Here is a 23,935-nt window from a genome sequence, read left to right on the forward strand (position 1 = left end):
AAAAAAAGCCAATCATGTTTGATTGGCTTTTAATAAAACTTAATGATCGTTGACGAGTTCGCGTCCTAGTTTTTTCATGCGTGGTTTATAGAGCACATGATAGGTAACACCTAAGATAACTAACCATACTGGACTGACATAGAGCGCTTTCAATGTATCTGGCTCAAGTGCCAAGATGACTAAAGTGAAAAGCATAAATGCCAAAACGATATAGCTCATCCAAATGCCACCGGGCATTTTAAAAGTAGATTTTTCATGTAATTCAGGACGTAATTTACGATAGCGTAAATAGCACACCATGATAAGACTCCAGACACTAATGAATAGAATCACACAGAGTGAACTTGCCAAAGTAAATGCTTCCATGGTGTTTGGAACAAAGTACTGAAGTACTGCCCCGCCCATAATGAAAATACATGAGAAAATCAAACCATTTGAAGGTACGGCACGTTTTGATAAACGACCAAATGCACCTGGAGCCTGACCGTCTTTTGATAAACCGAACAGCATACGACTGGTTGAAAACACACCGCTGTTCATTGAAGACATCACCGAAGACAGTACCACCAAGTTCATGATAATAGCTGAAACAGGAATACCGGCATTTAAGAACAACTCAACAAACGGACTTTTGTCTGCACGAATATGGTCCCAAGGCGTTACTGACATCACAATAAAGAGTGCTAGTACATAGAACAAAATAATACGTACAGGAATCGCGTTAATTGCTTTCGGTAAGTTCTTCTCTGGATCTTTGGTTTCAGCAGCCGTTGTACCAACCAGTTCAACCCCGACAAAAGCAAACACGGCAATCTGGAATCCTGCCAAGAAGCCTTCTGTACCTTTCGGGAATAAACCGCCATGCGACCAAACATTACTAATGCTTGCAACAGCGCCTTGCGGAGCTTGGAAATGACTGAAAATCATATAGCCACCCACTCCGATCAGGCCAATAATGGCTAAAATCTTAATGAGTGCAAACCAAAATTCAATTTCACCAAATAGGCGTACAGTCAGTAGGTTAAGACCCATGACAAACATCACACAACCTGCACTAATCATGGCTTGTTGCGTTGGTGAAAAGCTCGTGCCATCCGGCAGCCAGAAGCTCAAATAGTTAATGACCGCTGAAAGGTCCGCAATACCAACCAGTACCCAGCCTAACCAATAAGTCCAGCCCAAATAATAACCGGCCCAAGGACCAATCAAGTCATGAGCCATATCAACAAAAGATTTGTAATGCAGATTTGCAAGAAGCAACTCGCCCATTGCACGCATTAAGAAAAAGAACATTCCTCCAATAATCATATAGATTAAAAGGATTGAAGGACCTGCGAGGGAGATGGTTTTGCCCGAACCCATAAATAGGCCGGTTCCAATTGCACCGCCAATTGCAATCAGTTGTAAATGACGGTTAGACAGTTTTCGTTGCAGATGATCAGGAGAATTTTCCGTATCTGAATGACGAGCCGTTGTCATATTAAAATTCCTTTTTGAATTCCTTTGTTAAGATCAGCAACCTATGGCGAAAATCGAACCGTATGCCATAGGTCACTGAATCTGTTCACCAAAAATGACTGGATAAACCGTATCTATCTTCCTTCTGTTAGATACATCATCATTTTTGGAGTAAAAACGAATTACTTTTGTGCTGCCGTCACGGCAATTTCAATTAACCAATCTGGATTGACCAAATCGGCCTGAATTGTGGCACGCGATGGAGCAACACACCCTTTTAACCAGTCAACCCAAATTGCATTTACGGTTGAAAAGTCAGAAAGATTTTTCAAATAGAGCTGTGCAGAGAGCAAGCGAGATTTATCGGTATTGGCTAATGCCAAAAGTTCATCAATCGTTGCAAGAATTTCACGAGTTTGGCCTGCCACGTCTTGCTCGGTATTTTTAGGTACCTGACCTGACAGATAAACCACTTTGTTAAAAACAGTCACGGCGCTCATGACTTCGTTAGTGTTAATCTTTTGTATATCTGAATTAGACATTCGGATTTCCTTATACCTGATTAATAAATTGAACACGGGCGGTGACAGCACACATCAGTTCATAGCCCACCGTACCGGATGAAACTGCGACATCATCAATAGGTAAAACGACGCCTGTACTTGATTGGCCCCAAAGCACGACTTCACTGCCGACTTTGGCACTCTCAATGCCTGTTAAATCGACTGCTAACATATCCATGCTGACGCGGCCAATTGTACGAGTGAGGACAGAGTCCACTAAAACAGGCGTACCTGTTGGTGAAATACGCTGATAACCATCGGCATAGCCGCAAGCCACAATCCCAATCGTCATGGGTTGCTCTGCGACAAAGTTTGAGCCATAACCTACGCTTTCATTTGGTTCTAAATGCTGAACGGAAATAATTTCGCTGCGTAAGCTCATGGTCGGTTGTAAGCCCCAATCCGCAATACTATGCGTCGGGTAGTCTGGCGAGCTGCCATAGAGCATGATGCCGCTACGTGCATAATCTGATTTGAGCTGGTCTTGATAACGCAGAATTGCTGCGCTATTACTTACAGATCTTTCACCCGGTAAATCTTTAATAATTTCTTCAAATGCAGTGATTTGATAATCAATGCCTTGCTGGCCGAAACGATCACCATCTGCATCAGAAAAATGCATCATGTGCGTAATCTTGGACACATTTGCCAAGTTATTTAAACGTTCCCAAGCCTGAACATAGTTTTGTGGTTTAAAACCAAGACGGTTCATACCACTGTTCATTTTTAGACAAACATTAAATTGGGCTGGATAAGGATGCTTTTCTACCCACTCAATTTGCGCTTCACTATGAATGGTGAAACTGAGTTGATACTGCACACAATCAAATAAATCTTGAGGAGAAAAAATCCCTTCGAGCAATAAAATTGGACCTGTCCAACCTAAAGCACGAATGCGTTTTGCTTCATCAAGATCAAGTAAGGCAAAGCCATCTGCTGCTTTAAATGCTTCATAAACACGTTCAATTCCGTGTCCATAAGCATTGGCTTTTACAACGGCAAAGACCTTACTGTTTGGCATAGTCTTGCGTACCACCGCCAAGTTATTTTGTAAGGCTTGACGGTGGATCACTGCGGTAATAGGACGAGGCATGATTACTTTCCTAACGTCCGTTATGCCGCGTGCGCGTGTGAGTAACGCTGAATTGAAAGGCCATCGGTACTGATATCAGTCTTATGATTTAATACGATGTCACTGATTAATTTCCCTGAACCACATGCCATGGTCCAACCTAAAGTACCGTGACCTGTATTCAAGAACAGATTTTTAAAGCGAGTCGCTCCAATAATTGGAGTGCTGTCTGGTGTCATTGGACGTAGACCCGTCCAGAAAGACGCCTGTGCCATATCGCCGCCCGGGAACAAGTCCTGAGTAACCATTTGCAAGGTTGCACGGCGGTCTTCGTTCAGACCTAAATTGAAACCACTTAACTCAGCCATACCACCTACGCGAATACGTTGGTCAAAACGCGTAATCGCAATTTTGTAGGTTTCATCAAGCACTGTAGATTGCGGAGCAAAAGCAGGGTCAACAATTGGAATCGTCAACGAATAACCTTTCACAGGATATACAGGTAACTGTAGATCGAGTGGTTTCAAGAAATCACGTGAATAGCTACCAAACGCTAGGACATAACGATCTGCGGTTAAGACCTTACCATTGACCTGAACGCCCTTAATTTCATCGCCTTCAACAATCAATTTTTCTACGTTCTGGTTGAACTGGAAGTTAACACCCAACTCTTTAGCAATTTGAGCTAAAGCATTGGTAAATAAATAACAGTCACCTGTTTCGTCATTTGGTAAGTGTAAACCACCAACGAGTTTATCTTGCGCATTTGCCAAAGCTGGTTCTACACGACCAAGTTCGTTGCCATTTAATAATTCGTAGCTTACGCCGCACTCTTGTAGCACGCTAATGTCGCGTTGAACCGCTTCCATTTGAGCTTCTTTACGGAATAACTGCAACGTACCTTTAGCACGGTTTTCGTAATTAATGCCTGTATCTTTTCTAAGTTCACGTAAGCAATCACGGCTGTATTCAGCCACACGCATCATACGTTCTTTGTTCACAGCATAACTTTGTGGATTACAGTTTTTTAGCATTTGCGCCATCCACTGTAACTGCCACATGCTGCCATCTAAATTAATCGCAAGCGGTGCGTGATGTTGGAACATCCACTTCACAGCTTTAAAAGGGATTCCTGGTGCTGCCCAAGGGGTCGAATACCCTGGCGAAATTTGACCTGCATTACCAAAGCTTGTTTCTTCAGCAGGACCTGACTGACGGTCAAGAACAGTGACCTCAGCTCCTTGTTGAGCTAGATAATAGGCACTTGCCACTCCGATAACGCCGCTACCTAATACAATTACGCGCATTTCCATTCCCTCACGCACACCAGTTTATTTAACTAGTATATTTCTGCTTCAATAGTTTATTTCACTGTTTTTCAGGGTATAATCTAGGTAAATTTATGTTTTTCTCGCGAGAATTTTAAAAAAAGAGGAAATATCTATGCGCCCCTTAGATCGTATAGATCGCATGATTCTGGACATTTTGCAGCGCGAAGGACGAATTGCGATTAGTGAATTGGCATCGAGAGTCAACCTCTCTACCACCCCCTGTTCAGAGCGTGTAAAACGTCTCGAACGCGATGGCATTATCATGGGTTATTACGCCCGTCTAAACCCAGCTTACGTAGACCGTAACCTTCTCGTCTTTTTAGAAATTAAGTTATCTGCCAAATCAGGCGATGTATTTGACCAAGTGGCCAGAGACCTCGTTGAGATTCCTGAAGTGCTCGAATGTCACCTTATTTCAGGCGAATTTGACTACCTTGTAAAAGCCCGTTTAAAAGAAATGAGCGCATACCGCCGCTTATTGGGAGATCTATTAAAGAAACTCCCCGCTTCGGCATCGTCGCACAGTTATGTGGTCATGGAAGAAGTGAAAGAAACTTTATATTTAGATGTAAGCAAGTAAAGCGAGCATTATTGAACTCGCTTTACTCACGTTTTAAAAATTAGAAATATTTTAAAATCGAAATATGTTTATTTTGATGTTTGAACTTCGAGAACCACTTAACCGCTGGGTAGAGTGCAAAAGACAGCAAAATTGTGATTAACCACAGCATCCATACATGGCTGACCGACAAATAATTCCCGTAGTTGGCTCCCCACACGTTTAGCACAAACACATAGATCAGTTTCAGCACATATAAATGCAATAAATAAAAGAACATAGGCACCGAGCCAAATACCACTAATGGTTTTAAAAACGAGTGCTGCTGCATACGTTCAAAAGCAACGAGCACAAGCAAACCAATTCCAACATTCAGCAAAATAAACAGTAAAGATGGCGGATACTTGGTGAGGTTAAAAAAGCTCATAAGGCTCAGTTGTAATGACTCAAAATACTGCCACGGCTGGTCACCATAGATATTGATAAAACGTAGTAAAACAAATAACCCAATACTTATTAAACCAATGCTGAGTAAAGCGCGGCTTCTTTGATTTGCTGTATATTTTGAACTAAAGAACTGACCTAAAACATAGCCTAATAAAATCACTCCAATCCAAGGTAAAACAGGATAGCTTGTACGAAGCTTGATACCCGCAAATTCAATCCAACCACGTTCATGTAAAATGAACCATATATTTTGTAAAACACCTTGTGAGAAGTGCACAGAATCTAGCAGGTTGTGCCCAAAAATAATGACCAACGCTACACCAGCAAGAACTGGCAAAGGCAAACTTACACAACAAGCTAATACCACCATGCTAATACCTATCGCCCAAATCACCTGTAAATAAATGACTTCGGGTGGAAAAGTCGCTGTCCATGCAAAATTCACAAGCGTAAGCTCTAACAAAATCAAAAATAAGCCGCGTTTTAATAGAAAAGCACGTGTTTGCTGTAAATTTTGTTTTTTTGACTGAAATAAAAATGCAGAAATACCGGTTAAAAGTACAAAAACCGGAGCGCAAATATGTGCCAATAATCGACTGCCAAATAATGCTGGTTCTGTTACTGTTACGTCCATTGGATCGGTAACCTGTTTATGTAAATAAAATGTTTCTCTTACATGGTCGAGCAACATAATCAGGATGACCAAACCACGCAATGCATCAATCGACTGTAAACGTTCAATATTTTTTTCTATAGGCATAGCGGTAATAAATAAAATAATGTAACGTTATACTATTACATTATAGTTCTTTTGTCTTTCATGGCTGATTATTTATGCAAAACAAATTAGGATTGTTGTCTTCGTTGGGTCTATCATTTATATCGACATTCACTTGGGCAGAAGAAACGTCAACGGTACTTGAAACCATACGTATTCAGGCTGAAAGCACTCAAGAAGATGTAAGCCAAAATAGCTCGGCGACTAAATTCTCTCACGATGTTTTAGACGTACCTTTTAACCGTGCTTATGTTTCAAAACAAATGATGGAACAACAAGACGTTCAACGGATTGATGACGCATTAAGCTTGGTGAGTGGGGTTTTTCATCAAAACAGTTTTGGTGGCGGCTTTTGGGATAATTACTCTTTCCGTGGTTTTAATACCGATCCCAATTTAGGTGCCTCTATGATCCGTAATGGTTTGAGTGTCAACCGAGGGATTAGCGCTCCAAAAGATGTAGTGAACATTGAATCTTTAGAGTTTTTAAAAGGGCCGATGGCAGCTTTATATGGCCGCGGCGAAACAGGTGGTTTGCTGAACCTCAACAGTAAAAAACCACAGTGGGAAAGCGAAAGTGAAGTTAACCTACGCGCCAATACCCAAGAACAATATCGAATTAGTCTGGAGCATACCGCGCCTATTAACGATGAACTGGCCTATCGCGTAGCCGTGGCTCACGAAGATAATCAAAGCTTCCGTGATCATGTCAGCAGTGAACGCTGGTTCTTTTCACCACAGCTCACATGGAAAATTTCAGACCAGACACAACTCGACTTTGACAGTGAATTTACAGAGCATAAAGGAACCTTTGACCGCGGTGTCAGCACAGTCAATCATGAGTTTGTGATGGACCCGAAAACCTTTACAGGTGAACCTGACGATGGCGATTTAAAAATAAAAGATTACTTTTACCAATTACGTCTAAGTCACGAATTTAACCCTGACTGGAAACTAAACAGTGCTGTCAGTTATAAAGACGCCAAAATGGTCGGCTTTGCAACCGAGCCTCGCCGTATGCAAGCCGATGGACGTACTTTAGAGCGTCAACGTCGCTATCGTGATTATACAAGTGAAGATGTTCTGGCTCAGACAGAGTTACTTGGCAAGGTTGATACCTCTTGGGCTCGCCATGAAATTTTACTTTCGACCGAGCTTGGTCAACTCGACTATAAACAATATCAACTGCGTCGGAACCATGATTCAAACTCTCCCACTACAGTGAATACTATTGATATTTACCAACCTGAATATGGTAAATATTTACCTAGCTTAGCTCCATTTACCAACACTAAAGAGCGCCAACGCTATTTTGCACTCAATATTCAAGATCAGATTTTTTTCAATGATCAATGGAGTGTGCTATTTGGTAACCGTTTTGATCAGGTCGAGCAAGACTTTAAAAACCATATAAAACAAACCGAAAACAATCAGACACTTCATCAAAATAGTCCACGTTTCGGAGTAAATTTTAAAGCCTCTGACCAATGGGCGTTTTATACCAACTATGGTCGCTCATTTGCCATGAATAGTGGTATGAATCGAAATAGTCAGACTTTTGCTCCGGAAAAAGGTGAAAGCTATGAGGTCGGTACCAAATATAAAATGAATGACCAAAGTGTGCTGAGTCTCGCTTTGTTTAAAATGAAAAAGCAGAATGTGCTGACGACAGATCCTGTCAACAAAGACTTCCAAACCGCAGCAGGTGAAGTGAGTAGTAAAGGAATTGAGTTTGACCTGAATAGCCAAATCACGGACCGTTGGTTCGTCAATGCCAACTATAGCTATACCGATGCTCAAATTGAAAAAGACCAAGACTTGGCAAAAGGTGCACGTCTAAGTAATGTTCCAAAACACCAAGGTGCTGTAAGTACCAATTATGAATTTCTACAAGAAGGTCCACGAAAAGCAGGTGTAGGTGCCAACCTTACCTATGTGGGTGAACGCAGTGGACATAATCTTGATAATGGCTTTAACTTACCAAGTTATACGCTGGTCAATTTAAATGGCTACTATGCCCCATCTGACCGCTTACGCTATCAGCTGAATGTGAACAACCTGTTTGATAAAACTTATTATGTTTCAAGCTATAGTGATTTATGGGTTCAACCGGGTGAACCACTAAACGCCTCAATTTCAGCACAGTGGAAGTTTTAATTCATTCATAAATAAAAAAGCCCGAATTATTTCGGGCTTTTTTATTAGAACATGCCATTTTCATTGACGAGCGGGTCGGGCTGTACTTGGCCAATATCCCAAAACTCAGCAATTTTTCCATTTTCAAAACGACAAATATGGACCACAGCCAAGGTGGTTAACCCATTCATTTGCATTTCAAGTTTAGAATGCACAGCAACCAAATCGCCCTCTTCAATGACATGTTGAACATCAAAGACTTTATTTGGAGTTTCAGCCGCGCTTTCACGCATTCCTTCCCTCAAAGAAGTTGCATCACCCGCATAATAAGGGTTGTGATGCTTGAAGTTCGGTGCGGTGTAATTGCTATAAGCTTCATCGACTTCGCCAGCTGCGGCAAGCTCTAAAAACCGTACTGCAATTTGTTTTTGAGATAAGTTCATGATTATCTCCTACTCTTTATTTTAGACCTTACTGCAACAGGTCATCTTCGTCGTCGCCTTCCTCGAAGACATAGGCCATACAGCCCCATCCATCATATTCGCCTTGAAATTTTTCAGCGATGCTCGCAAACCATTGTTCCAAATCAACAATATCTGAATACTCAGGTTCCATGTTGACAAAGATGGTGATCACCCACTCGTTTGGCTCAACAGAGTCATCTTGGAAAAGTGAAACTTTTTGTTCTTGATAAAGTAAATACAGCGCACATTGCTCTGCATTCTTTTGATCTTGAAAAGCAATTGAAAATTCAATTTCATGCAGCTCGGTTAAATCATCCCCATCTTCAGCCATTTGCCAAAGTACATTGCCGTTATCATCATCTGGAAATTGTTCGTAGTCACGAGACATAAAGTGATCCTTGTTGTTGTCGCGGTATTAATATTATTCGACATCAAGAATACCCGACTTTTATTGCAATTTGGGTATATATTGCGTTCCCAATTGCACCAAATTGAATTTTTAATTGTATATAAATTTTAAAAGGGCACTTGCGATTCAATGACCACACCTGTACCTTTCAATGGATGCTGAAAAGCCAAATATGCAGCATGTAAAGCCATTCGGTTTAAATGAAAACGTTTCGGTTCAGGGTGATACAACTTATCGCCCATAATCGGATGGCCAATATGCATCATGTGCACACGTAGCTGATGCGAACGTCCAGTTACTGGTTCAAGCAACACTCGACTTTGATCTGTTTTTTCATCATAAACCAAGGGCTGAAACAAGGTTTTAGCGTGTTTACCTAGTTCAAAATGTACAATTTGTCTCGGGCGATTTTCCCAGTCGGTAATGAGCGGAACTTCAACACTACCCTCTTCTGCGACTTGGCCTTGCACCAAAGCAATATAATGCTTTTTGACTGTTCTAGCCTGAAACATTTTACTTACCGCAACTTCTGCATCACGATGTTTGGCAAACATAAGTAAGCCTGATGTAGCCATATCTAAACGATGCGTGACCTTAGCCAAAGGGAACTTTTCTAACACCCGCAAATAAGCACTGTCATGATGCTCAGGTAAACGACCCATCACCGACAACAAGCCCGCAGGTTTATCAACCACAATTAAATCGTCATCTTCAAATAGAATTGAAAGCGGATCTTGCGGTGGAGCGTAAACAAAGTTGTCGTTTAAAGGCATGGTCGTAGAAACAGCAATGGAGCATGGCGGCAGATCATAAAGAAATTTCAGACCTACCGCAAAATAATCTATAACGCTTTACTCATGTTCCACGTGAAACTCAGAAATTATTTATCGCTTTTTATTCATTTCAGCTAAAAGATCGAGCTGAATTTCTTGAATGTGTGCAAGCCTTTCCCATTGATGCGATAAAAGATGATCCATTTTTTCATGCAAATGACGAATCTCAAGTTCCGCTTTTAGATTAATTTGATAATCATGTTGAGAACGTAAGCGGTCTTTGGCTTCTTGGCGGTTTTGACTCATCATAATAATAGGCGCCTGAATTGCAGCTAAGCATGACAGAACTAGATTAAGCAAAATAAAAGGATACGGGTCGACTGGACGTACTACCATCACAACTGTATTTAAAATTATCCAGCCTATTAAAAATAGAGCAAAACAAATGAGAAAAGCCCAACTTCCCCCAAAAGTGGCTATTTTATCTGCCAGTTTTTCTCCAAGCGTCCATTTTTGATCAAAATCTATTTCTGTATTTCGGCTAATCAGCTCATGCCGTTGCATACTGCCAATCACTTCGTTTTCTAAATTAGATAATTCGCCTTTCTCCGAACGTAATAACGACTGCACATATTTAATTCGATAATCTGCCAGATCTGCTCGACAAATAAAGCTTGAGTAAGTCCATTCTGGATGATCTTTTATAATTTCATCACTGATGACATTCCGAATGACTTCACCAGACACAAGATCTTTTAAGGGAAAACTCTTTCCACAAACGGCGCATTGGCGACAATGGTTTTTATTTTCCATATTATTCAGCTCGTTATTATGATAATAAGATTAATATATAAACGATTTTTGCTGATCGCATCGTAAATAAAAATAGTACTCTAACCCAATATCTGTAAAGTCGCTGGCACTATTTTTCGATGAGCAGGAATTACAGGTACCATGTAGAGTCTTCCAAGCAGATTTTTAATATGTACCACTGTAGTCACTGTAAGCACTTGGGTATCTTCATTTTTATAAATAGATAAAGTCACATTCAAATGTTTATCATCATCTCCGATCACTAACTCATTTTCGGTACGTTGTAGCAAGGTAAAAATTCCAATTCGGTCACCTGCGACATATTCATTTTCTTTTTTATTCGAATCAATCCGCTTAAAACTTCCTAAATCTTTAAGGCCAATCTTAGAAGTAATTTTATTACGCACATTCATGCTCCACTCTATCCACTGCGGAGTATGCCGGAACAATTTAATGAGCTGCCCAAATACATTCAGGTCGGGCTGACCCAGCACAATACTCCACGAGTCGTGGAAGTAAGCATTGTTCAATTGAGATGAGATTTGGCTGTCATGCGGCAAGGCAGAAAGATAAGGCTTATTCATGAATTATATTCTTGTAAAGTATCATTTTTATTATAGAGAATTTTTTAGGGTGTCAAGGGAAACCATCTATGGTTTACTTCAACAATTATAACTTTGTAAGTTAGAACCTTTTGCCTATAAACTTTTGATCTATAGCGTCCTAAGCCGAATCGAGACCTTTTGGGTGAGTACACACTAACGTTATACGTTTTGGTGCATGCTACTCTTTTCGATCCCTATCACACCCTTGAGATATAGTTTAGCCAGCACCCTATGGGATTGTTTTTCTAAGAACAGCTAATTTTAAATATTTTTGGTAATTTTTACGCAAAAAATCAAATTAAAAAGAATATATTCCCATTTCATAATAATTAGTTAATTTTAAATTCCACTTTATTTGTTTTTTACGGTTTATTTTACCAAGTCATTAATTATTTTGAGTGACAATACATCAAACTATAAAAAGTAAATCACCCTTCACTTTTTAACCATGAAGGGCAAAAATCTTTTATGAAGAAATAAAACCATGTTTCCGAGCATGGTAAACAGTAAATAACCCAGTCAGGGCAAAAGCCAGCATAAACCACGGAAAAGAAGCTGCCCCAAAACTTTCAAGCAGTCCTCCGCCAATCATTCCACCAAATGCGATAGCAAGGTTAAATACAGTGACCAACATAGACTGCGCTACATCTGCTTCTTGTCCCGCAGTATTTGCCAAAGCTGTTTGTAATAATGTTGGAGCCCCACCAAAAGTAACTCCCCATAACACAACACCCGCCAGTACGACAAAACTTGAAGAGCTATAAACACCTAACAGCGCTGTTGCGATAGCAAAGATAAATAAGCTCAAAAGCGTTATTTTTCTTAATGAACGGTCAATAAACATTCCTGTAATGAGGATGCCTACAATTGAAGAAATACCGAATATAAACAGGATAGTCTCAACGTTGTATGGCTGCCCTATTGAGGCCAAAAATGGTGAAATATAAGTATAAAGAATGCTATGAGCCAATATCCAAAGGAAGACAACTGCTAAAATGGCTCTGATGCCCGGCATTAAAAGAACTTTTAAAATGGGCAATCTTTTTTGTGCTGACTGTCCTGCAAAATCAGGAATACTAAAGCGAATCCAGACAAATAAAATTAATGCCAGTAAAGACATGATCCAAAATACACCACGCCACTCAAACAACGTTCCCAACCACGCCCCTAAAGGAACGCCAATTGATAAGGCAATGGGTTGCCCAACCCCAGCAATTGCTAAAGCTCTTCCTTGATACGATGCAGAGACCATGCGTCTTACATAACCCGCTAAAAGCCCCCATATAACACCCGCGGCCATCCCTGCAATAAAACGAGCAATCAAAGTCAGAATATAGTCATTTGATAAAGCAGTAATCGCGTTAAATAAAAGTAACCCTGCAATAGCACTGAGTAATAAAGGTCTCCGATTCCAACTGCGGGTGAGACTAATAATCGGTATTGCGGCTAGAACAGAACCTAATGCATACACTGCTATAAGCTGCCCTGCATAAGCTTCTGAAATATGTAGTCCTTGACTGATTTGGGGCAAAAGTCCTGCTGGCATGGTTTCTGTCATGATGGTCAGAAAGCCTGCAACTGTAAAAGCCAACAATTTCCAAATCGGTAATTGAGTAGAGAATTCATCAGTTAACTGATGAGATGTTTCATTACTCTTAGTATTCATAAAGATTTACTCTCAAATTCTTTTCAGGGTACTTGCTCTGCTCTGTATCGCTATAAACTTGTTTTATCAGGTTAAGATGGGAAGGCATTTATTCTCCATGTAATCTAAAATTATCATTATGGAATGGTCGTTCCAATTTAAGTTAAATAAAAACCTTAACTATTCAGCTCAAAAATAGTTAAGGTTTAAATGAGTTTTATAAAACGTTTAAAGCAACCTCGACCACATCCATTAAACATTGCTTTCTTTGTTCAAATGGACTGCCTTTTCCCAGAACACGTAATCCTTGAATAGTATTTACAAAAAAACTCGCTAACGCGCGTGGATTTTGGGTAGAAGAAATTTCACCAGACTGTTGAGCTTTAATTAACAAACTCTCTAAAGCATGTTGTATTTTCTGTAGGTTACTTACAACAAATTGAGCGACATCTTCGTCATGGCCAGCCAGTTCTAAACATGCATTTGCGACAAGACATCCTTTATGTTCTGGATCACTTAACTCATCTTCAACAATATTAAGAAGTAACTGTCGAATAAGTGCTTTCGGAGAACCTGAACCAGACAACAACTTCACATTATTTAGTGTAGTTAAAAGTTCATAGCGTTGTAACGCTTTTTGATAAAGACCTTGTTTGTTTTGAAAAGTGCTGTAAAGGCTACTTCTAGATAGTCCCGTACCATCAACTAAGTCTTGAACTGAGGTTGCAGCATAACCACGACGCCAAAAAATCTGCATTGCAGCATCAGCAATTTCATCAGTTTCAAATTCTTTAGTTCGCATAAAACACACTTATCAGGAACGATCGTTCCAATTAATTTATGACAGGAAGATAGAGAAGTCAAATTAAAAAATTAATCTAGGTGATTTATTTAGAATGTTTTGATTAAGATCATTATTACTTATAAAACTACTTCACTAGCAACCGTTTAGCCGACTCTATAATCATTGCTCTACGCTTTTCATGAGGATTATCAATATCCTCGATCGGGGTAAACATTCTGGCAACTTGAGGCAACATAAACCAGCTATTTGCAAGTGCTAAAATCATGAAAGTTAAATAGCTTGCTTCAATTTCATCGGTTACCCTGCCTTCATCTTGTTCTTTTTTAATTGCTTCAATTTTACAGTTATAATTTTCGCAGCGGATGTTTTCATTTGGTACTTCTTGTGAAGAGTAAATCAACCCTTCCCAAAGCAATAAACGACTCAGTTCAGGGTGTACACAATGATAGTCATACACACGCCCGGCATATTCAGCAATATCTTCTTCTTCAAAAGATTTAAGAGGTACAGACTGAGCAACTTTAATTAATTCATTACTTAAAACGACCGCAAATAAATCTCTTTTAGCCCCGAAATAATTATAAATACGCTCTTTGTTAACACCTGCAATTTTTGCAATTTTATCAACAGTGGTGCCATCTGGACCATGCAAAGCAAACTCACTAATTGCAGCTTTCAAGATTTTTTGTTTTGTTCCTTCAGTATCCCACGACATAATTATTTTTAACTTGCATATATTATTAAAACATATTATAAAATATTTCCAACCAAATAGTTGGTTTTTTTGGAACTTTATAATGAACAAAAATATTATAATTTTTGGCTATGGAACAGGTATTTCCAAAGCCGTAGCACATAAGTTTGGTAAAGAAGGCTATAAAATCGGGTTAGTGGCAAGAAATGCTGAAAAACTCGAGAAGGCCATTCTAGAACTGAAAACACAAGGTATAGAAGCTTATGCTTTTACATGTGATTTAGCAGTTCTGGAAGACATACCAAATCTCGTAAAACGTATTAAAGACCAATTCGGAGAGATTAAAAATATTCATTGGAACGCTTTCCATGATATTGAAGGCAACATCTTAGAAACCAATCCGCTAGACCTCACCCAAAGCTTCCATATTCGTGTCTCAAGCTATATTGCTACGGTACAAGCTTGCCTACGTGATTTAGAAAAGAATAACGGTAGTATTTTATCAACCAATGGAATTTTTGCGTTCGATGCAGTGGGAATAGATTTAGTTGCCAAAGAATATTCATCTTTAGCAATTGCAGCCGCCGCTCAATATAAAACCACCAACTTACTTGCTCATAGTCTCGCTGACTCAAATGTTTACGTGAGCCAAGTCATTGTGAATGGCTTTGTTGATGGAACACCGGGCGCACAAGATAAAAGCTACACGGTACATCCAGAAACGATTGCAGAGCAGTTCTGGTATTTACATCAACATAAACAAGAAACTGTCTCTCTTTGTGGTGAAGCAATTCAAGCTGCCTAAAACAATTCCTGATGAAAAATTTATTTAATGAATTTAAAATTATTTATTAAATAACAATACATTAAAATATTTCTAATATAGAGAAAACTATGAAAGTCCTTCATATCAACTCATCAACTCGTGGTGAGAATAGTCAGTCTTTACTTATTGCTGAACAAGTAATTACTCAGCTTAAAATAAAGCACGCTGATTTGGTTGTTGATGAATTTAATCTTTTTGAAGATGATCTACCTGCGTTCGATAAAAATGCTGTGGGTGCCAAAATGGCATTATTTACAGGACAAGATTCAAACTCTAAAGAAAAAGAAGCATGGACAAAAATTAAAGAGGTTTATAACCGCTTTGCATCTGCCGATATCTATGTATTTAACGTACCTCTTTGGAACAATAACATTCCTTACATCTTAAAACAGTTTATCGATGTCGTAACTCAGCCTAGTTGGGCCTTTGGTTTTGATCCTTCTACTGGTTACACAGGCTTGCTAAATCATAAAAAAGCATATGTCGTGATTGCTAGTGGTGTGTATTACCAAGGTATTTCTAATAATTTCGGTTCTGACTTTGCAACGCCTTATCTTAATGACTGGTTAAAGTTTATTGGTGTAAGTGATATTGAGAATATCCATATTTCACCTACAGTAGTGAATACAGATTATGAGAAAACAAAGCAAGATGTGATGAGTGATGTCGAGAAGCTGATCGCGTAAGACTATGAATAGCAAAATAAATTATGCAGTTGCTATTTGTGAGCCATTAGAACTTGAGCATCCAGATTCGTTTATGGATGTTCAAATTCCTTACCCACAAGCCCTGCCTCACGATGTTATTGTTAAAGTTCAAGCAATTTCAATTAACCCTGCCGATACGCGTGCGCGACGTAGAAAAACGAAAGATAACCAAACTACAGTTCTAGGATGGGATGTTGCAGGAACAATCATTGAAATTGGCTCTAAAGTCTCTGGAAAATTCAAAATTGGAGATACGGTTTATTATGCAGGTGATATCAATCGATCTGGGGGAAATTGTGCTTACCATGCAATTGACTCAAGACTAATTGCTCACGTACCTCAGAGTATCTCTTTAGAAGATGCCGCTGCTCTACCCTTAGTATCTTTAACCGCTTGGGAAGCGTTATTTGAAAGGTTATCAGTTCAAATTAACACGAACCATATAGATCTTCTTTTAGAAGATGATGAAAACCAACCAAGATCTTTGCTGGTGATTGGTGGTGCTGGTGGTGTCGGTTCAATGGCAATCCAACTTGCTAAACTTGTACCGCAGTTAACTGTTATCACTACTGCTTCACGGCAAGAAACAAGCAATTGGTGTAGAAAATTAGGAGCAGACCATATTATAGATCACACTCAGGACATCACTACTCAATTAGCCCAATTGGGTTACTCTGAGGTCGACTATGTCTTGATCTGTAACTCACCAGATTCATATTTTGACCAATTATCTAACATGACTCGGCCATTTGGAAAAATTTGCAGTATTGTGCCTTTTTCTCATCCACAAGATTTCAATCTATTGATGAAAAAGAGTTTGTCATTTCATTGGGAACTTATGTTCACTCGATCCAGTTTCCAAACCCCAGATATGGCAAAACAGTCTGAAATTTTAGGTCATATTGCAAAGCTAATTGATCAAAATATTATTATTTCACCAAGACTTACATCTCTATATCCTATTAATGCTAAAAGCATCAAACAAGCACATCTGTTGATTGAGTCAAATAAGACAATTGGTAAGATTGTAGTGGTTAATGAAAAGGCTAATTAAATAAAAGTAGAAGAAGCGTAATCAATTACGCTTCTTCTACTTTTTTAATATTTATCGTTTTTGGCACAAAATTATTTAATTATTTTTCATACTGTGAAGGATCAATTTTGTATTTTTTAAATAAAATAGAGCGTACAGAGTCATTTATACTGTCATCATGTTTAATGATTAAATAAATATCTTTCTTAGTTAAAGGAATAGTTTTTAAAATATCACTTAGCTCTGTGCTTCTAATAGAGCGTACTTCACTAGGTTGCTTCAGGATATCTGGATCTTGTTCTTCAAATTTAAAATCAACACCTTGCAAGTTGAAATAAACCATAACTCTTCTATTTAAAGAGTCTCTGTCATCATATAGAACAGTTCCTGCAGGAAGCATTGTGTATGGTGCAGAATTATCGAAATTTGATGCTATTCGTAAAGGTTTCTCTAGAACATGAATTTCTGGTGTTTTTGTACGATTCCAGAAGTAATAGTTTATTAAGGACTGTATGATGAAAAGTAAAAATAATACGGTAATTAATAAATTCTTTTTCATATCCACTTCTTATTAAAGATATCTTTTATTCTTTAACTACAAATTCATAGGTCTTAGTTAGCTTGTCATCGCCTCGTCCATAAAAATATGCATTCATTACAATTTTGTATCTTCCTTTATATTTAGGAATACCCTCTATTTTTATATGATTGTATCCATCTATATCATCTACCGGAGTAATTTTAACACCCTGATTTTCTGGAATATTAGAATTTAATTCAAAATGTTGCTCAGAGACTTTACCACCAGTAATTTTTAATGTCTGATTATATGCCTTTCCTACATAGGCTACTGGAAGCCTTTCAGGCTCAATTGTATATTCGTGACCACATCCTGCCATAAGTAAACAGGGAACACCTAAAGTTATCAAGTTAAGTTTCAGATTTTTAAACAAGTTATTTTTCTTCCCATACAATTGGAAATTTTTCTGATTTAGACACATTACTAATCATTGCAGAGAAAATTGCTTGGCATTCTAAGTTGATTTTTTTAACTGAACTGATATCTATAGGTTCACAGCTTCTATTATCATTATTTGTGCAGAACTCTACAGATACCTCAATTTGATTATTCTCAAATCTATCGACATCCACATCTAATATTTGCTGAGGATCAATCATATTTTCACAAATGAACTTTTTTGATGATGATTTTTTTATTTTATTTAAAACGTCCTTATCTTCAATTTTCATAGCAAAATTTAATTTTTCATTACTTTTCATAATATGATCTATTGTGAAATTTGAAATTTTTTCACTACATCCAGTTAAAAAAATTAGCCCTGATAAGTAAAGAAATTTTTTCATTTAAAACTTTATTGGAAATTGGATTTTCTTATAGCTTCTTTTGATATTAAAATATTATCTGCCACAACTTTACTGCTTTGTAATAAGCCACCAAAGACTACTCTACACGACATATTGCTAGTTAATAATTTTTCCAATTGGTTCTTAGCGATACATACATTCATTGATTCATCTTCGCAAACTTTGAAGTATCCAGACAAAGTATGTTTTCCATTCTTTAACTTTTCTCCTTCGACTGAGATAGCACCTACAATAAGATAATTTTTAATATTATCGCACTTAAAATGTGAATATTTATAATTACCGTTTTGATAAACATTCTTTAAATCATCAGTTGTTTCTAAATTAAATTTAAAAATATCACCACTCATACCATCCATATGAGAATAAGTTAAATTCTTAAGGGCCATATCTTTAAAATTTTCTTTCTCATTTTTGGCTAAAGGATTACAACTTGACAATAAAATGGATAAAATAATTAAAAAATTTCTCATAAATTATTTATAAATCTTTGAAATATTTTATTTAGAATTAACTTTGTAAGTATATTCCTTTGTAAATTTTCCATCACCACTACCATATATTCCACCAGAGATTTTAATTTCAAAATCACCACTATATTTTGGAACTCCGTAAATAACTAAATGATTATATGCATCAGAAGCCTCTTGATTTATTGGTTTAATAACAACTCCCATATCTTCTTTAAAATCTGTGGTAATTTGTAAAGTATAAGGTATAACCACACCTCCACTTACATCTATTTTTTGATTATATAACTTACCCACTGTACCTGCAGGGATTTGATTGGGCTCAACTGGATAATCTTTTCCTGTACATCCATAAAGGCTGAGCACAATTAACAAATATTTATACATCCATTTTATTCTACAATAATTAATTTATATTTTTTATTCAGTTCGTCACTACCACCGCCATAAAAACCTGTTGAAATATTTATTGTATATTCACCTTTATATTTGGGAATACCTTTAATTGAGAAGTCATTAAAACCGCTAGTATCATTGTTCGGTTGAATTTTCAATCCTAAATCATCAGGCATATTAGTCTCTATTTCAAAGTACTTATCCACTACTTTTCCGCCAGTAATTTTTATATTCTGGGAATATGATTTATTAACATGAGCTATAGAGAGCTCATTCGGCTGAATAGTATATTTTTCTCCACAACCAGCCACATTTAAAGCTATAAGGGTTAAACCTAATATCTTAATTTTCATTAAAAAAACTCCTTTTTTACCACCAACGAGAAAAATACTTTCTTTTCAAAATCATAAAGTGAAAGATTTTTTCTAAGTCTTTGTCTATTTTCACCCCATGTAAACATTTTTAATCTAACTTCAGTTTTATAGGGGTCGGCTGTACCGTCAATAATTTTTCCATTTATATCCTTTAATTTATCAGTCCAAACTATCCAATGATCTGGAAAAATTTGCGTTCCTGAACTAGTACCACTATCTAAAATACTTGCAGAAATCAAACTGATAACATAATAGTCTGCTCCAGCATACTGGTTCAGTTCATTCACTAAACTAGGGTTATATCCATTTATATAAAATGGAAAAGTTTTGACATCTTTAAAACCAGTGACTTTGAACCATCGTCCTAACTCCATCCAAGTAGTAATACCTGCCACTTCCTTATCTGGATCATTTAGCGATAAAGCTATATTTTCAGACTCCCTTAAACTAGCTAAAGTTATCCAATCAATTGGTGGAATTTTAGGAATATCATTTTTACGATAAAAATTTTTAACTCTTCGACTTCCATTGGGAGAGGGCTTAATTTCAAGTCCGCCTATTTTTGTACTACCATTTTCCCAAAGTTGCTTTACTGCTACCTTATATTTCACAGGACTTAAATTGAGCAGACAAAAAAAGTATGCTGCTGGGCCACATAATGAAGTAAAATCTTGATCTGGAAAAGGTTCATTTAATCTAGCTTGTAAACCTGCTTCAATTTGTATTTTTGAAAATGGGTCTTTCGCTTCCCCAGGCCTACAGCCAGGATCTATACATTGAAAAATTCTTTCTCTGCTCAAATTTAGCTGGAACGTATTTTTAGACTTACTCTCTTCAACAACTTTAGTGACCTTACTTGCTTCATTGTATTGCACTTTAGATATCTTATTATTTTGGCTAAAACTTGCAGAAGGATAAGACTCGATCTTATCTGGCACAATATAATTACTTAATACTAAAGCTTCTTTCCCACTGATACTCAATCGATATAAGTCAAAAAGAATTACACAGTCTCTTATATTTTCAATACCTAACTTACTACCATCTATCTCGGCAGATCTTGTTTGATAAAGATTATTTCCTACTTTTTTGAATTCCTTACTTGTAAAAAGTATCGAAGTTTCTGCCTTATTTTTTACGGTATTGTAAACGTACAATCTATACTTTAATAAGGTAGGTTTTACATTTGTTTCCAAAACAACATACGGATAATACTTTGCCATTATTATTTTTACTCTATATCAATTTTTTCATCTTTAAATAAATGAAGTGATATCTCTTCTGGTTGGTAGGATTTAAATAGATCTGTATATCCCTTATCATCCGTACGACCTTCTACAATATCTCCATTAGGTAAGAAAGCGATATATTTATGATTTGCAAAGTTATTGCCATCTTTATCTTGCAAAAAATATCTCAAGTTATATTTATTAATTTCTCCTAATACAGGCAACGCAGGAACATTTGCATTCGCACTCCCGCCCTCCATAAACAAATGCTGTCCAGCCTTCACCTCAAACTTACCGCCGGTGGTCATAAAAATGCCCGACCCAGTAATTTTGACTTGAGAACCGCCTGCGGTGAGTACAATTTCTTTGGCTGCCGTCGCCTCAATTTTGTCTTCTGCCGAAATAATCTGTACAGCTTTACGAGCAATTAAATCTGCACCATCGCCTTGTGCTTGTATTTCGACTTTGCCTTTACCTGCATAGAGTCTTGCCCCTTCTTGAGCCGCAAAAAGGCTAATTTTATTTTGAGCATGTGCAATCAAGTTCTTTTGAGTAGACAGATTAATGCTGTCTCCAGCAGTTTGATTTAGCTGCCCATCTGCACTGAGGTGAATGTCTTCATTACTGCTCAGCGCGATGCTATTTGGGCTCGCTAGCAGCATAATCGCTTCTTTAAACGATTTGGCTTTTGCATTGTCTTGCTGCTCAAGTTTTTCAATAAACGACTTTAGGTTTTCTAAATTTTCTAACGGGTCAGTTTGCTGATTTTTAGCTACTTCACTGAGTGCCTTGGCATTGCTAAGGCCGCCTTCTATTTGTTGTTTGGCCTCATTTGCATCAAAGTGTACACCTTGAGCTTGGTCCTGTTTATAGGTGCTAATGAGTAAACCACTGCCTGCTCGAACTGCACCCCATTGGTCTGTTCTAAGTTCAAAACCTTCACCACGGCCATCACTTTCCGCGTTGTCTTTTGGATGGCTTAAGTTACCCAAGTTGAGTTGGCTGGCCGCATGGCTGCTTTGGAGCTGGGCACTGATCTGGCCTGTCGTGTCATCAAAACGGAGTTGGTTAAAGCCTTTGCCATCGACTTCTTCTGAACGAATGCCGCTGAGTTTTTTAGTGTCAGGTAGCTGGCCTTTCTGGTCGAACTGGGTTGGATGCCGTTCGGCTTCGTGAATACGTCCAACTACAAATGGGCGGTCAATGTTGCCGTCAAAGAAGTCAATCACCACGATCTCACCCACGCGAGGTAAGAAGCGTGCCCCATAACCTGCACCTGCCCACGGAGTGAGTACGTCGACCCAAGCCGAGTCGGTGTCATTGTCGTTACTGCCTGCTCCCCCATCATGACTATGGTCGTCAGTTCGGGTAAACAAGAAACGGACTTTAATGCGTCCCCACTGATCGACATGAATGCTTTCGCCTTCCAGTCCCACCACTCTAGCGCGCTGCGGGTAAGCTGCTGGTCGGTGTTCTAGCGGGTTATATTCAGGCACAGCTTTAATATTTCGTCGAACGACATTCAGCTCAGCAAAGTGGCGCTGCTCAGGGTTTTGGCTATCTAGTTGAGCTACCTTGAGCTTGTCTTTTGGCAACAGACGCTCAAGTTGCTGTTGTAACTCTTTCGGTAAATTATTTTGGTTATAGTAGTGCTTGCTTAAGATTAAGAATTCTTTATCGGCACTGTCGTGTTGATCGAGTTCTGGGTGGTCATTGAGTTCAAACCAATAACCCACCTGTGCATCACGAACATTACCTGAAACGGTAAACTGTTTAGAACTTAGGTGATAATACGCATTAATGTGCTGGTTCAATTGTTCAATCTGGCTATTACCAGAAGCGGTGGCTTGGTCTTCACCCTTTAAGTCTTGCATCCAAGCGGGGCTAACATGCCATGCATCTTCAAGGTTCAGACTGGCATTGTCATAGTGTTCGCTGTGCTGCTGCTTACCTTGTACGCTGCCACTGCCTTCTTCTTGTTGTAGGGCATCGGCTTGCCAGTGTTGCACATGAACAGAGGTTGGTTGTAAGCGGCGCTCAGCTTTAACCTGAGTAATGGTATCAAACTGTTCTGTAGCACTGCTACGCTGGTAGCGCAAACTACGTCGTTCAAGCGCCTGATAGTTTTGGTTATCGTCAATTAAACGTAACACTTGTGGCTGAATGGACGCATTCGGGTCGGTGACAAAAAGCTGAGATTCATCGACCAGCCAATTAATGCCTTCACTACGCCACAAACGGGTTAAAAAGTCATAATCGCTTTCATTTGACTGCATCACAAATGGACGCACATCGTAGTCTTTCGTTAAGCCTGCTGTGTCGAGCGTCAGACTTGAGGCAAATAACGGACTTTTCCCTTGCCATTCTTTAAACAGAATTTCGCTAATATCCCGCACGCTTTTATTCATAAACACACGGCTATTACGGCGTTTATGCCAGAGTGCAGTTGGGTCTTTTAAAGTTAAATTATAAATGGTGAGTGAGCCGTCGCTTTGCCCTTGGCTTGCTTCGGTAATAATGCCTGTTGTTCTAAAAAACTGGCCTGTGTCAGTGACCTGATCAACAGCAACCTGACAGCCAATAAATTGTTTTAATGCAATATGCGCGTTCGTCGACAGACACAGTAATTCAGCAACGCTACCTTGGTTGAGCGTATGCTCGCCTTCAATACGTTGTAAGAAGACTTGCTGATTTAAAGACTGATTTGAGAATTGGATATGAACAGCGCGATTTTGTGAAACAAGGCCTAAACGCTCCAATATACTCGACACACTCATCTGCATTTTTATTATCAATCAAACTTATATTTAGGCCGCATTTTAATTAAAAAAAGACTAATCTGTCTATCTATACTCATTTTCAAAATGTAACTAGTCTAAATATGCGGTTTTAAGTTAATTTGTTATTAAATGGGTATTTAATCCGTAAAATTTACTCATTTTAAAGTGCTATAAACCACCCAA

General features: G+C 38.3%; 26 protein-coding genes. 5 read left to right on the forward strand and 21 right to left on the reverse strand.

What is annotated here, in order from left to right; genetic code table 11:
• Positions 1-39: 39 nt before the first annotated feature.
• From MJX77_RS04780 to MJX77_RS04795, 4 genes are all read right to left on the reverse strand, one after another.
• On the reverse strand, positions 40-1,479 hold the full coding sequence (locus MJX77_RS04780; protein ID WP_107882168.1) for an amino acid permease: 1,440 nt from the start codon (positions 1,477-1,479) through the stop codon (positions 40-42).
• Positions 1,480-1,640: 161 nt separating this feature from the next.
• The gene (locus tag MJX77_RS04785) at positions 1,641-2,000 is read right to left on the reverse strand and encodes a RidA family protein (RefSeq protein ID WP_000071347.1); all 360 of its coding nucleotides are present in this window, start codon (positions 1,998-2,000) and stop codon (positions 1,641-1,643) included.
• A 10-nt stretch (positions 2,001-2,010) separates the two neighbouring features.
• Positions 2,011-3,114: an alanine racemase gene (alr, locus tag MJX77_RS04790; protein ID WP_252060653.1), complete on the reverse strand. Its 1,104-nt coding sequence runs from the start codon at positions 3,112-3,114 to the stop codon at positions 2,011-2,013.
• 20 nt (positions 3,115-3,134) lie between these two features.
• Complete coding sequence (locus MJX77_RS04795; RefSeq protein WP_002118025.1) at positions 3,135-4,400, reverse strand: D-amino acid dehydrogenase; 1,266 nt, start codon at positions 4,398-4,400, stop codon at positions 3,135-3,137.
• A 136-nt stretch (positions 4,401-4,536) separates the two neighbouring features.
• Between MJX77_RS04795 and MJX77_RS04800 the strand changes: the two genes are divergently transcribed.
• Positions 4,537-5,004, forward strand: a complete 468-nt coding sequence (locus MJX77_RS04800; protein ID WP_001247568.1) for an Lrp/AsnC ligand binding domain-containing protein — start codon at positions 4,537-4,539, stop codon at positions 5,002-5,004.
• Positions 5,005-5,044: 40 nt separating this feature from the next.
• Here MJX77_RS04800 and MJX77_RS04805 read toward each other — a convergent pair whose 3' ends face one another.
• Positions 5,045-6,190: an acetyltransferase domain-containing protein gene (locus tag MJX77_RS04805; protein ID WP_252060654.1), complete on the reverse strand. Its 1,146-nt coding sequence runs from the start codon at positions 6,188-6,190 to the stop codon at positions 5,045-5,047.
• Between the two features lie 74 nt (positions 6,191-6,264).
• On the opposite strand from MJX77_RS04805, the gene MJX77_RS04810 reads away from it, so the two are divergent.
• Entirely contained in the window at positions 6,265-8,364 is a 2,100-nt protein-coding gene (locus tag MJX77_RS04810; RefSeq protein WP_252060655.1) for a TonB-dependent receptor, read from the forward strand.
• Between the two features lie 44 nt (positions 8,365-8,408).
• Here MJX77_RS04810 and MJX77_RS04815 read toward each other — a convergent pair whose 3' ends face one another.
• The 8 genes from MJX77_RS04815 to MJX77_RS04850 all read right to left on the reverse strand — a co-directional run bounded on the left by MJX77_RS04815 (position 8,409) and on the right by MJX77_RS04850 (position 14,572).
• Positions 8,409-8,786: a nuclear transport factor 2 family protein gene (locus MJX77_RS04815; protein WP_049838218.1), complete on the reverse strand. Its 378-nt coding sequence runs from the start codon at positions 8,784-8,786 to the stop codon at positions 8,409-8,411.
• A gap of 28 nt (positions 8,787-8,814) precedes the next feature.
• A complete protein-coding gene (locus MJX77_RS04820) occupies positions 8,815-9,195 on the reverse strand; it encodes a ribonuclease E inhibitor RraB (protein ID WP_252060656.1) in 381 nt (126 codons plus the stop codon).
• Between the two features lie 128 nt (positions 9,196-9,323).
• A complete protein-coding gene (locus MJX77_RS04825) occupies positions 9,324-9,989 on the reverse strand; it encodes an RluA family pseudouridine synthase (RefSeq protein ID WP_252060657.1) in 666 nt (221 codons plus the stop codon).
• 111 nt (positions 9,990-10,100) lie between these two features.
• Positions 10,101-10,802 (reverse strand): DUF1003 domain-containing protein, encoded by a 702-nt coding sequence (locus tag MJX77_RS04830; protein ID WP_252060658.1) that lies wholly within the window; start codon positions 10,800-10,802, stop codon positions 10,101-10,103.
• Between the two features lie 80 nt (positions 10,803-10,882).
• Positions 10,883-11,386 (reverse strand): DUF2867 domain-containing protein, encoded by a 504-nt coding sequence (locus tag MJX77_RS04835; protein WP_252060659.1) that lies wholly within the window; start codon positions 11,384-11,386, stop codon positions 10,883-10,885.
• A 487-nt stretch (positions 11,387-11,873) separates the two neighbouring features.
• Positions 11,874-13,073 (reverse strand): MFS transporter, encoded by a 1,200-nt coding sequence (locus MJX77_RS04840; protein ID WP_252060660.1) that lies wholly within the window; start codon positions 13,071-13,073, stop codon positions 11,874-11,876.
• Between the two features lie 196 nt (positions 13,074-13,269).
• Positions 13,270-13,854 carry a TetR/AcrR family transcriptional regulator gene (locus tag MJX77_RS04845; RefSeq protein WP_252060661.1) on the reverse strand — a complete coding sequence of 195 codons (585 nt, stop codon included), beginning with the start codon at positions 13,852-13,854 and terminating at the stop codon, positions 13,270-13,272.
• A 127-nt stretch (positions 13,855-13,981) separates the two neighbouring features.
• Entirely contained in the window at positions 13,982-14,572 is a 591-nt protein-coding gene (locus MJX77_RS04850; protein ID WP_252060662.1) for a TetR/AcrR family transcriptional regulator, read from the reverse strand.
• 82 nt (positions 14,573-14,654) lie between these two features.
• On the opposite strand from MJX77_RS04850, the gene MJX77_RS04855 reads away from it, so the two are divergent.
• The 3 genes from MJX77_RS04855 (at position 14,655) to MJX77_RS04865 (ending at position 17,138) form a co-directional block, all read left to right on the forward strand.
• Positions 14,655-15,356, forward strand: coding sequence for an SDR family NAD(P)-dependent oxidoreductase (locus MJX77_RS04855; RefSeq protein ID WP_252060663.1), 702 nt, complete (start codon positions 14,655-14,657; stop codon positions 15,354-15,356).
• An 89-nt stretch (positions 15,357-15,445) separates the two neighbouring features.
• Complete coding sequence (locus tag MJX77_RS04860) at positions 15,446-16,063, forward strand: FMN-dependent NADH-azoreductase (RefSeq protein ID WP_252060664.1); 618 nt, start codon at positions 15,446-15,448, stop codon at positions 16,061-16,063.
• Positions 16,064-16,067: 4 nt separating this feature from the next.
• Complete coding sequence (locus MJX77_RS04865) at positions 16,068-17,138, forward strand: zinc-binding alcohol dehydrogenase family protein (RefSeq protein ID WP_252060665.1); 1,071 nt, start codon at positions 16,068-16,070, stop codon at positions 17,136-17,138.
• Between the two features lie 79 nt (positions 17,139-17,217).
• Here the strand turns inward: MJX77_RS04865 and MJX77_RS04870 are convergent, their stop codons facing one another.
• Genes MJX77_RS04870 through MJX77_RS04905 form a run of 8 tightly spaced genes read right to left on the reverse strand, consistent with a single transcriptional unit; the run spans position 17,218 to position 23,755 of the window.
• Entirely contained in the window at positions 17,218-17,676 is a 459-nt protein-coding gene (locus MJX77_RS04870; protein ID WP_252060666.1) for a hypothetical protein, read from the reverse strand.
• 25 nt (positions 17,677-17,701) lie between these two features.
• A complete protein-coding gene (locus MJX77_RS04875; protein WP_151827209.1) occupies positions 17,702-18,016 on the reverse strand; it encodes a hypothetical protein in 315 nt (104 codons plus the stop codon).
• Between the two features lie 55 nt (positions 18,017-18,071).
• Complete coding sequence (locus MJX77_RS04880) at positions 18,072-18,482, reverse strand: hypothetical protein (RefSeq protein ID WP_151827195.1); 411 nt, start codon at positions 18,480-18,482, stop codon at positions 18,072-18,074.
• Between the two features lie 8 nt (positions 18,483-18,490).
• Positions 18,491-18,976, reverse strand: a complete 486-nt coding sequence (locus tag MJX77_RS04885; protein ID WP_252060667.1) for a hypothetical protein — start codon at positions 18,974-18,976, stop codon at positions 18,491-18,493.
• Positions 18,977-19,003: 27 nt separating this feature from the next.
• The gene (locus MJX77_RS04890) at positions 19,004-19,360 is read right to left on the reverse strand and encodes a hypothetical protein (RefSeq protein WP_252060668.1); all 357 of its coding nucleotides are present in this window, start codon (positions 19,358-19,360) and stop codon (positions 19,004-19,006) included.
• A gap of 5 nt (positions 19,361-19,365) precedes the next feature.
• Positions 19,366-19,722, reverse strand: a complete 357-nt coding sequence (locus tag MJX77_RS04895) for a hypothetical protein (RefSeq protein ID WP_227602589.1) — start codon at positions 19,720-19,722, stop codon at positions 19,366-19,368.
• A complete protein-coding gene (locus tag MJX77_RS04900; RefSeq protein WP_198308189.1) occupies positions 19,722-20,966 on the reverse strand; it encodes a hypothetical protein in 1,245 nt (414 codons plus the stop codon). The genes MJX77_RS04895 and MJX77_RS04900 overlap by 1 nt, the downstream gene beginning before the upstream one ends.
• 8 nt (positions 20,967-20,974) lie before the next feature.
• The gene (locus MJX77_RS04905; protein WP_252060669.1) at positions 20,975-23,755 is read right to left on the reverse strand and encodes a DUF2345 domain-containing protein; all 2,781 of its coding nucleotides are present in this window, start codon (positions 23,753-23,755) and stop codon (positions 20,975-20,977) included.
• Positions 23,756-23,935 lie beyond the last annotated feature (180 nt).

It is taken from the genome of Acinetobacter sp. AHP123 (genome assembly GCF_023757925.1).
GTDB classification, from domain to species: domain Bacteria; phylum Pseudomonadota; class Gammaproteobacteria; order Pseudomonadales; family Moraxellaceae; genus Acinetobacter; species Acinetobacter oleivorans.

Coding starts and splice junctions, on each gene's coding strand:
- MJX77_RS04785 (WP_000071347.1), bottom strand. CDS start 2,000: ATGTCTAATTCAGATATACAAAAGATTAACACTAACGAAGTCATGAGC.
- MJX77_RS04810 (WP_252060655.1), top strand. CDS start 6,265: ATGCAAAACAAATTAGGATTGTTGTCTTCGTTGGGTCTATCATTTATA.
- MJX77_RS04825 (WP_252060657.1), bottom strand. CDS start 9,989: ATGCCTTTAAACGACAACTTTGTTTACGCTCCACCGCAAGATCCGCTT.
- MJX77_RS04885 (WP_252060667.1), bottom strand. CDS start 18,976: ATGAGAAATTTTTTAATTATTTTATCCATTTTATTGTCAAGTTGTAAT.
- MJX77_RS04795 (WP_002118025.1), bottom strand. CDS start 4,400: ATGCGCGTAATTGTATTAGGTAGCGGCGTTATCGGAGTGGCAAGTGCC.
- MJX77_RS04800 (WP_001247568.1), top strand. CDS start 4,537: ATGCGCCCCTTAGATCGTATAGATCGCATGATTCTGGACATTTTGCAG.
- MJX77_RS04780 (WP_107882168.1), bottom strand. CDS start 1,479: ATGACAACGGCTCGTCATTCAGATACGGAAAATTCTCCTGATCATCTG.
- MJX77_RS04905 (WP_252060669.1), bottom strand. CDS start 23,755: ATGCAGATGAGTGTGTCGAGTATATTGGAGCGTTTAGGCCTTGTTTCA.
- MJX77_RS04865 (WP_252060665.1), top strand. CDS start 16,068: ATGAATAGCAAAATAAATTATGCAGTTGCTATTTGTGAGCCATTAGAA.
- MJX77_RS04815 (WP_049838218.1), bottom strand. CDS start 8,786: ATGAACTTATCTCAAAAACAAATTGCAGTACGGTTTTTAGAGCTTGCC.
- alr (WP_252060653.1), bottom strand. CDS start 3,114: ATGCCTCGTCCTATTACCGCAGTGATCCACCGTCAAGCCTTACAAAAT.
- MJX77_RS04820 (WP_252060656.1), bottom strand. CDS start 9,195: ATGTCTCGTGACTACGAACAATTTCCAGATGATGATAACGGCAATGTA.
- MJX77_RS04880 (WP_151827195.1), bottom strand. CDS start 18,482: ATGAAAAAATTTCTTTACTTATCAGGGCTAATTTTTTTAACTGGATGT.
- MJX77_RS04875 (WP_151827209.1), bottom strand. CDS start 18,016: ATGGCAGGATGTGGTCACGAATATACAATTGAGCCTGAAAGGCTTCCA.
- MJX77_RS04840 (WP_252060660.1), bottom strand. CDS start 13,073: ATGAATACTAAGAGTAATGAAACATCTCATCAGTTAACTGATGAATTC.
- MJX77_RS04855 (WP_252060663.1), top strand. CDS start 14,655: ATGAACAAAAATATTATAATTTTTGGCTATGGAACAGGTATTTCCAAA.
- MJX77_RS04835 (WP_252060659.1), bottom strand. CDS start 11,386: ATGAATAAGCCTTATCTTTCTGCCTTGCCGCATGACAGCCAAATCTCA.
- MJX77_RS04860 (WP_252060664.1), top strand. CDS start 15,446: ATGAAAGTCCTTCATATCAACTCATCAACTCGTGGTGAGAATAGTCAG.
- MJX77_RS04850 (WP_252060662.1), bottom strand. CDS start 14,572: ATGTCGTGGGATACTGAAGGAACAAAACAAAAAATCTTGAAAGCTGCA.
- MJX77_RS04890 (WP_252060668.1), bottom strand. CDS start 19,360: ATGTATAAATATTTGTTAATTGTGCTCAGCCTTTATGGATGTACAGGA.
- MJX77_RS04870 (WP_252060666.1), bottom strand. CDS start 17,676: ATGAAAAAGAATTTATTAATTACCGTATTATTTTTACTTTTCATCATA.
- MJX77_RS04805 (WP_252060654.1), bottom strand. CDS start 6,190: ATGCCTATAGAAAAAAATATTGAACGTTTACAGTCGATTGATGCATTG.
- MJX77_RS04845 (WP_252060661.1), bottom strand. CDS start 13,854: ATGCGAACTAAAGAATTTGAAACTGATGAAATTGCTGATGCTGCAATG.
- MJX77_RS04830 (WP_252060658.1), bottom strand. CDS start 10,802: ATGGAAAATAAAAACCATTGTCGCCAATGCGCCGTTTGTGGAAAGAGT.
- MJX77_RS04900 (WP_198308189.1), bottom strand. CDS start 20,966: ATGGCAAAGTATTATCCGTATGTTGTTTTGGAAACAAATGTAAAACCT.
- MJX77_RS04895 (WP_227602589.1), bottom strand. CDS start 19,722: ATGAAAATTAAGATATTAGGTTTAACCCTTATAGCTTTAAATGTGGCT.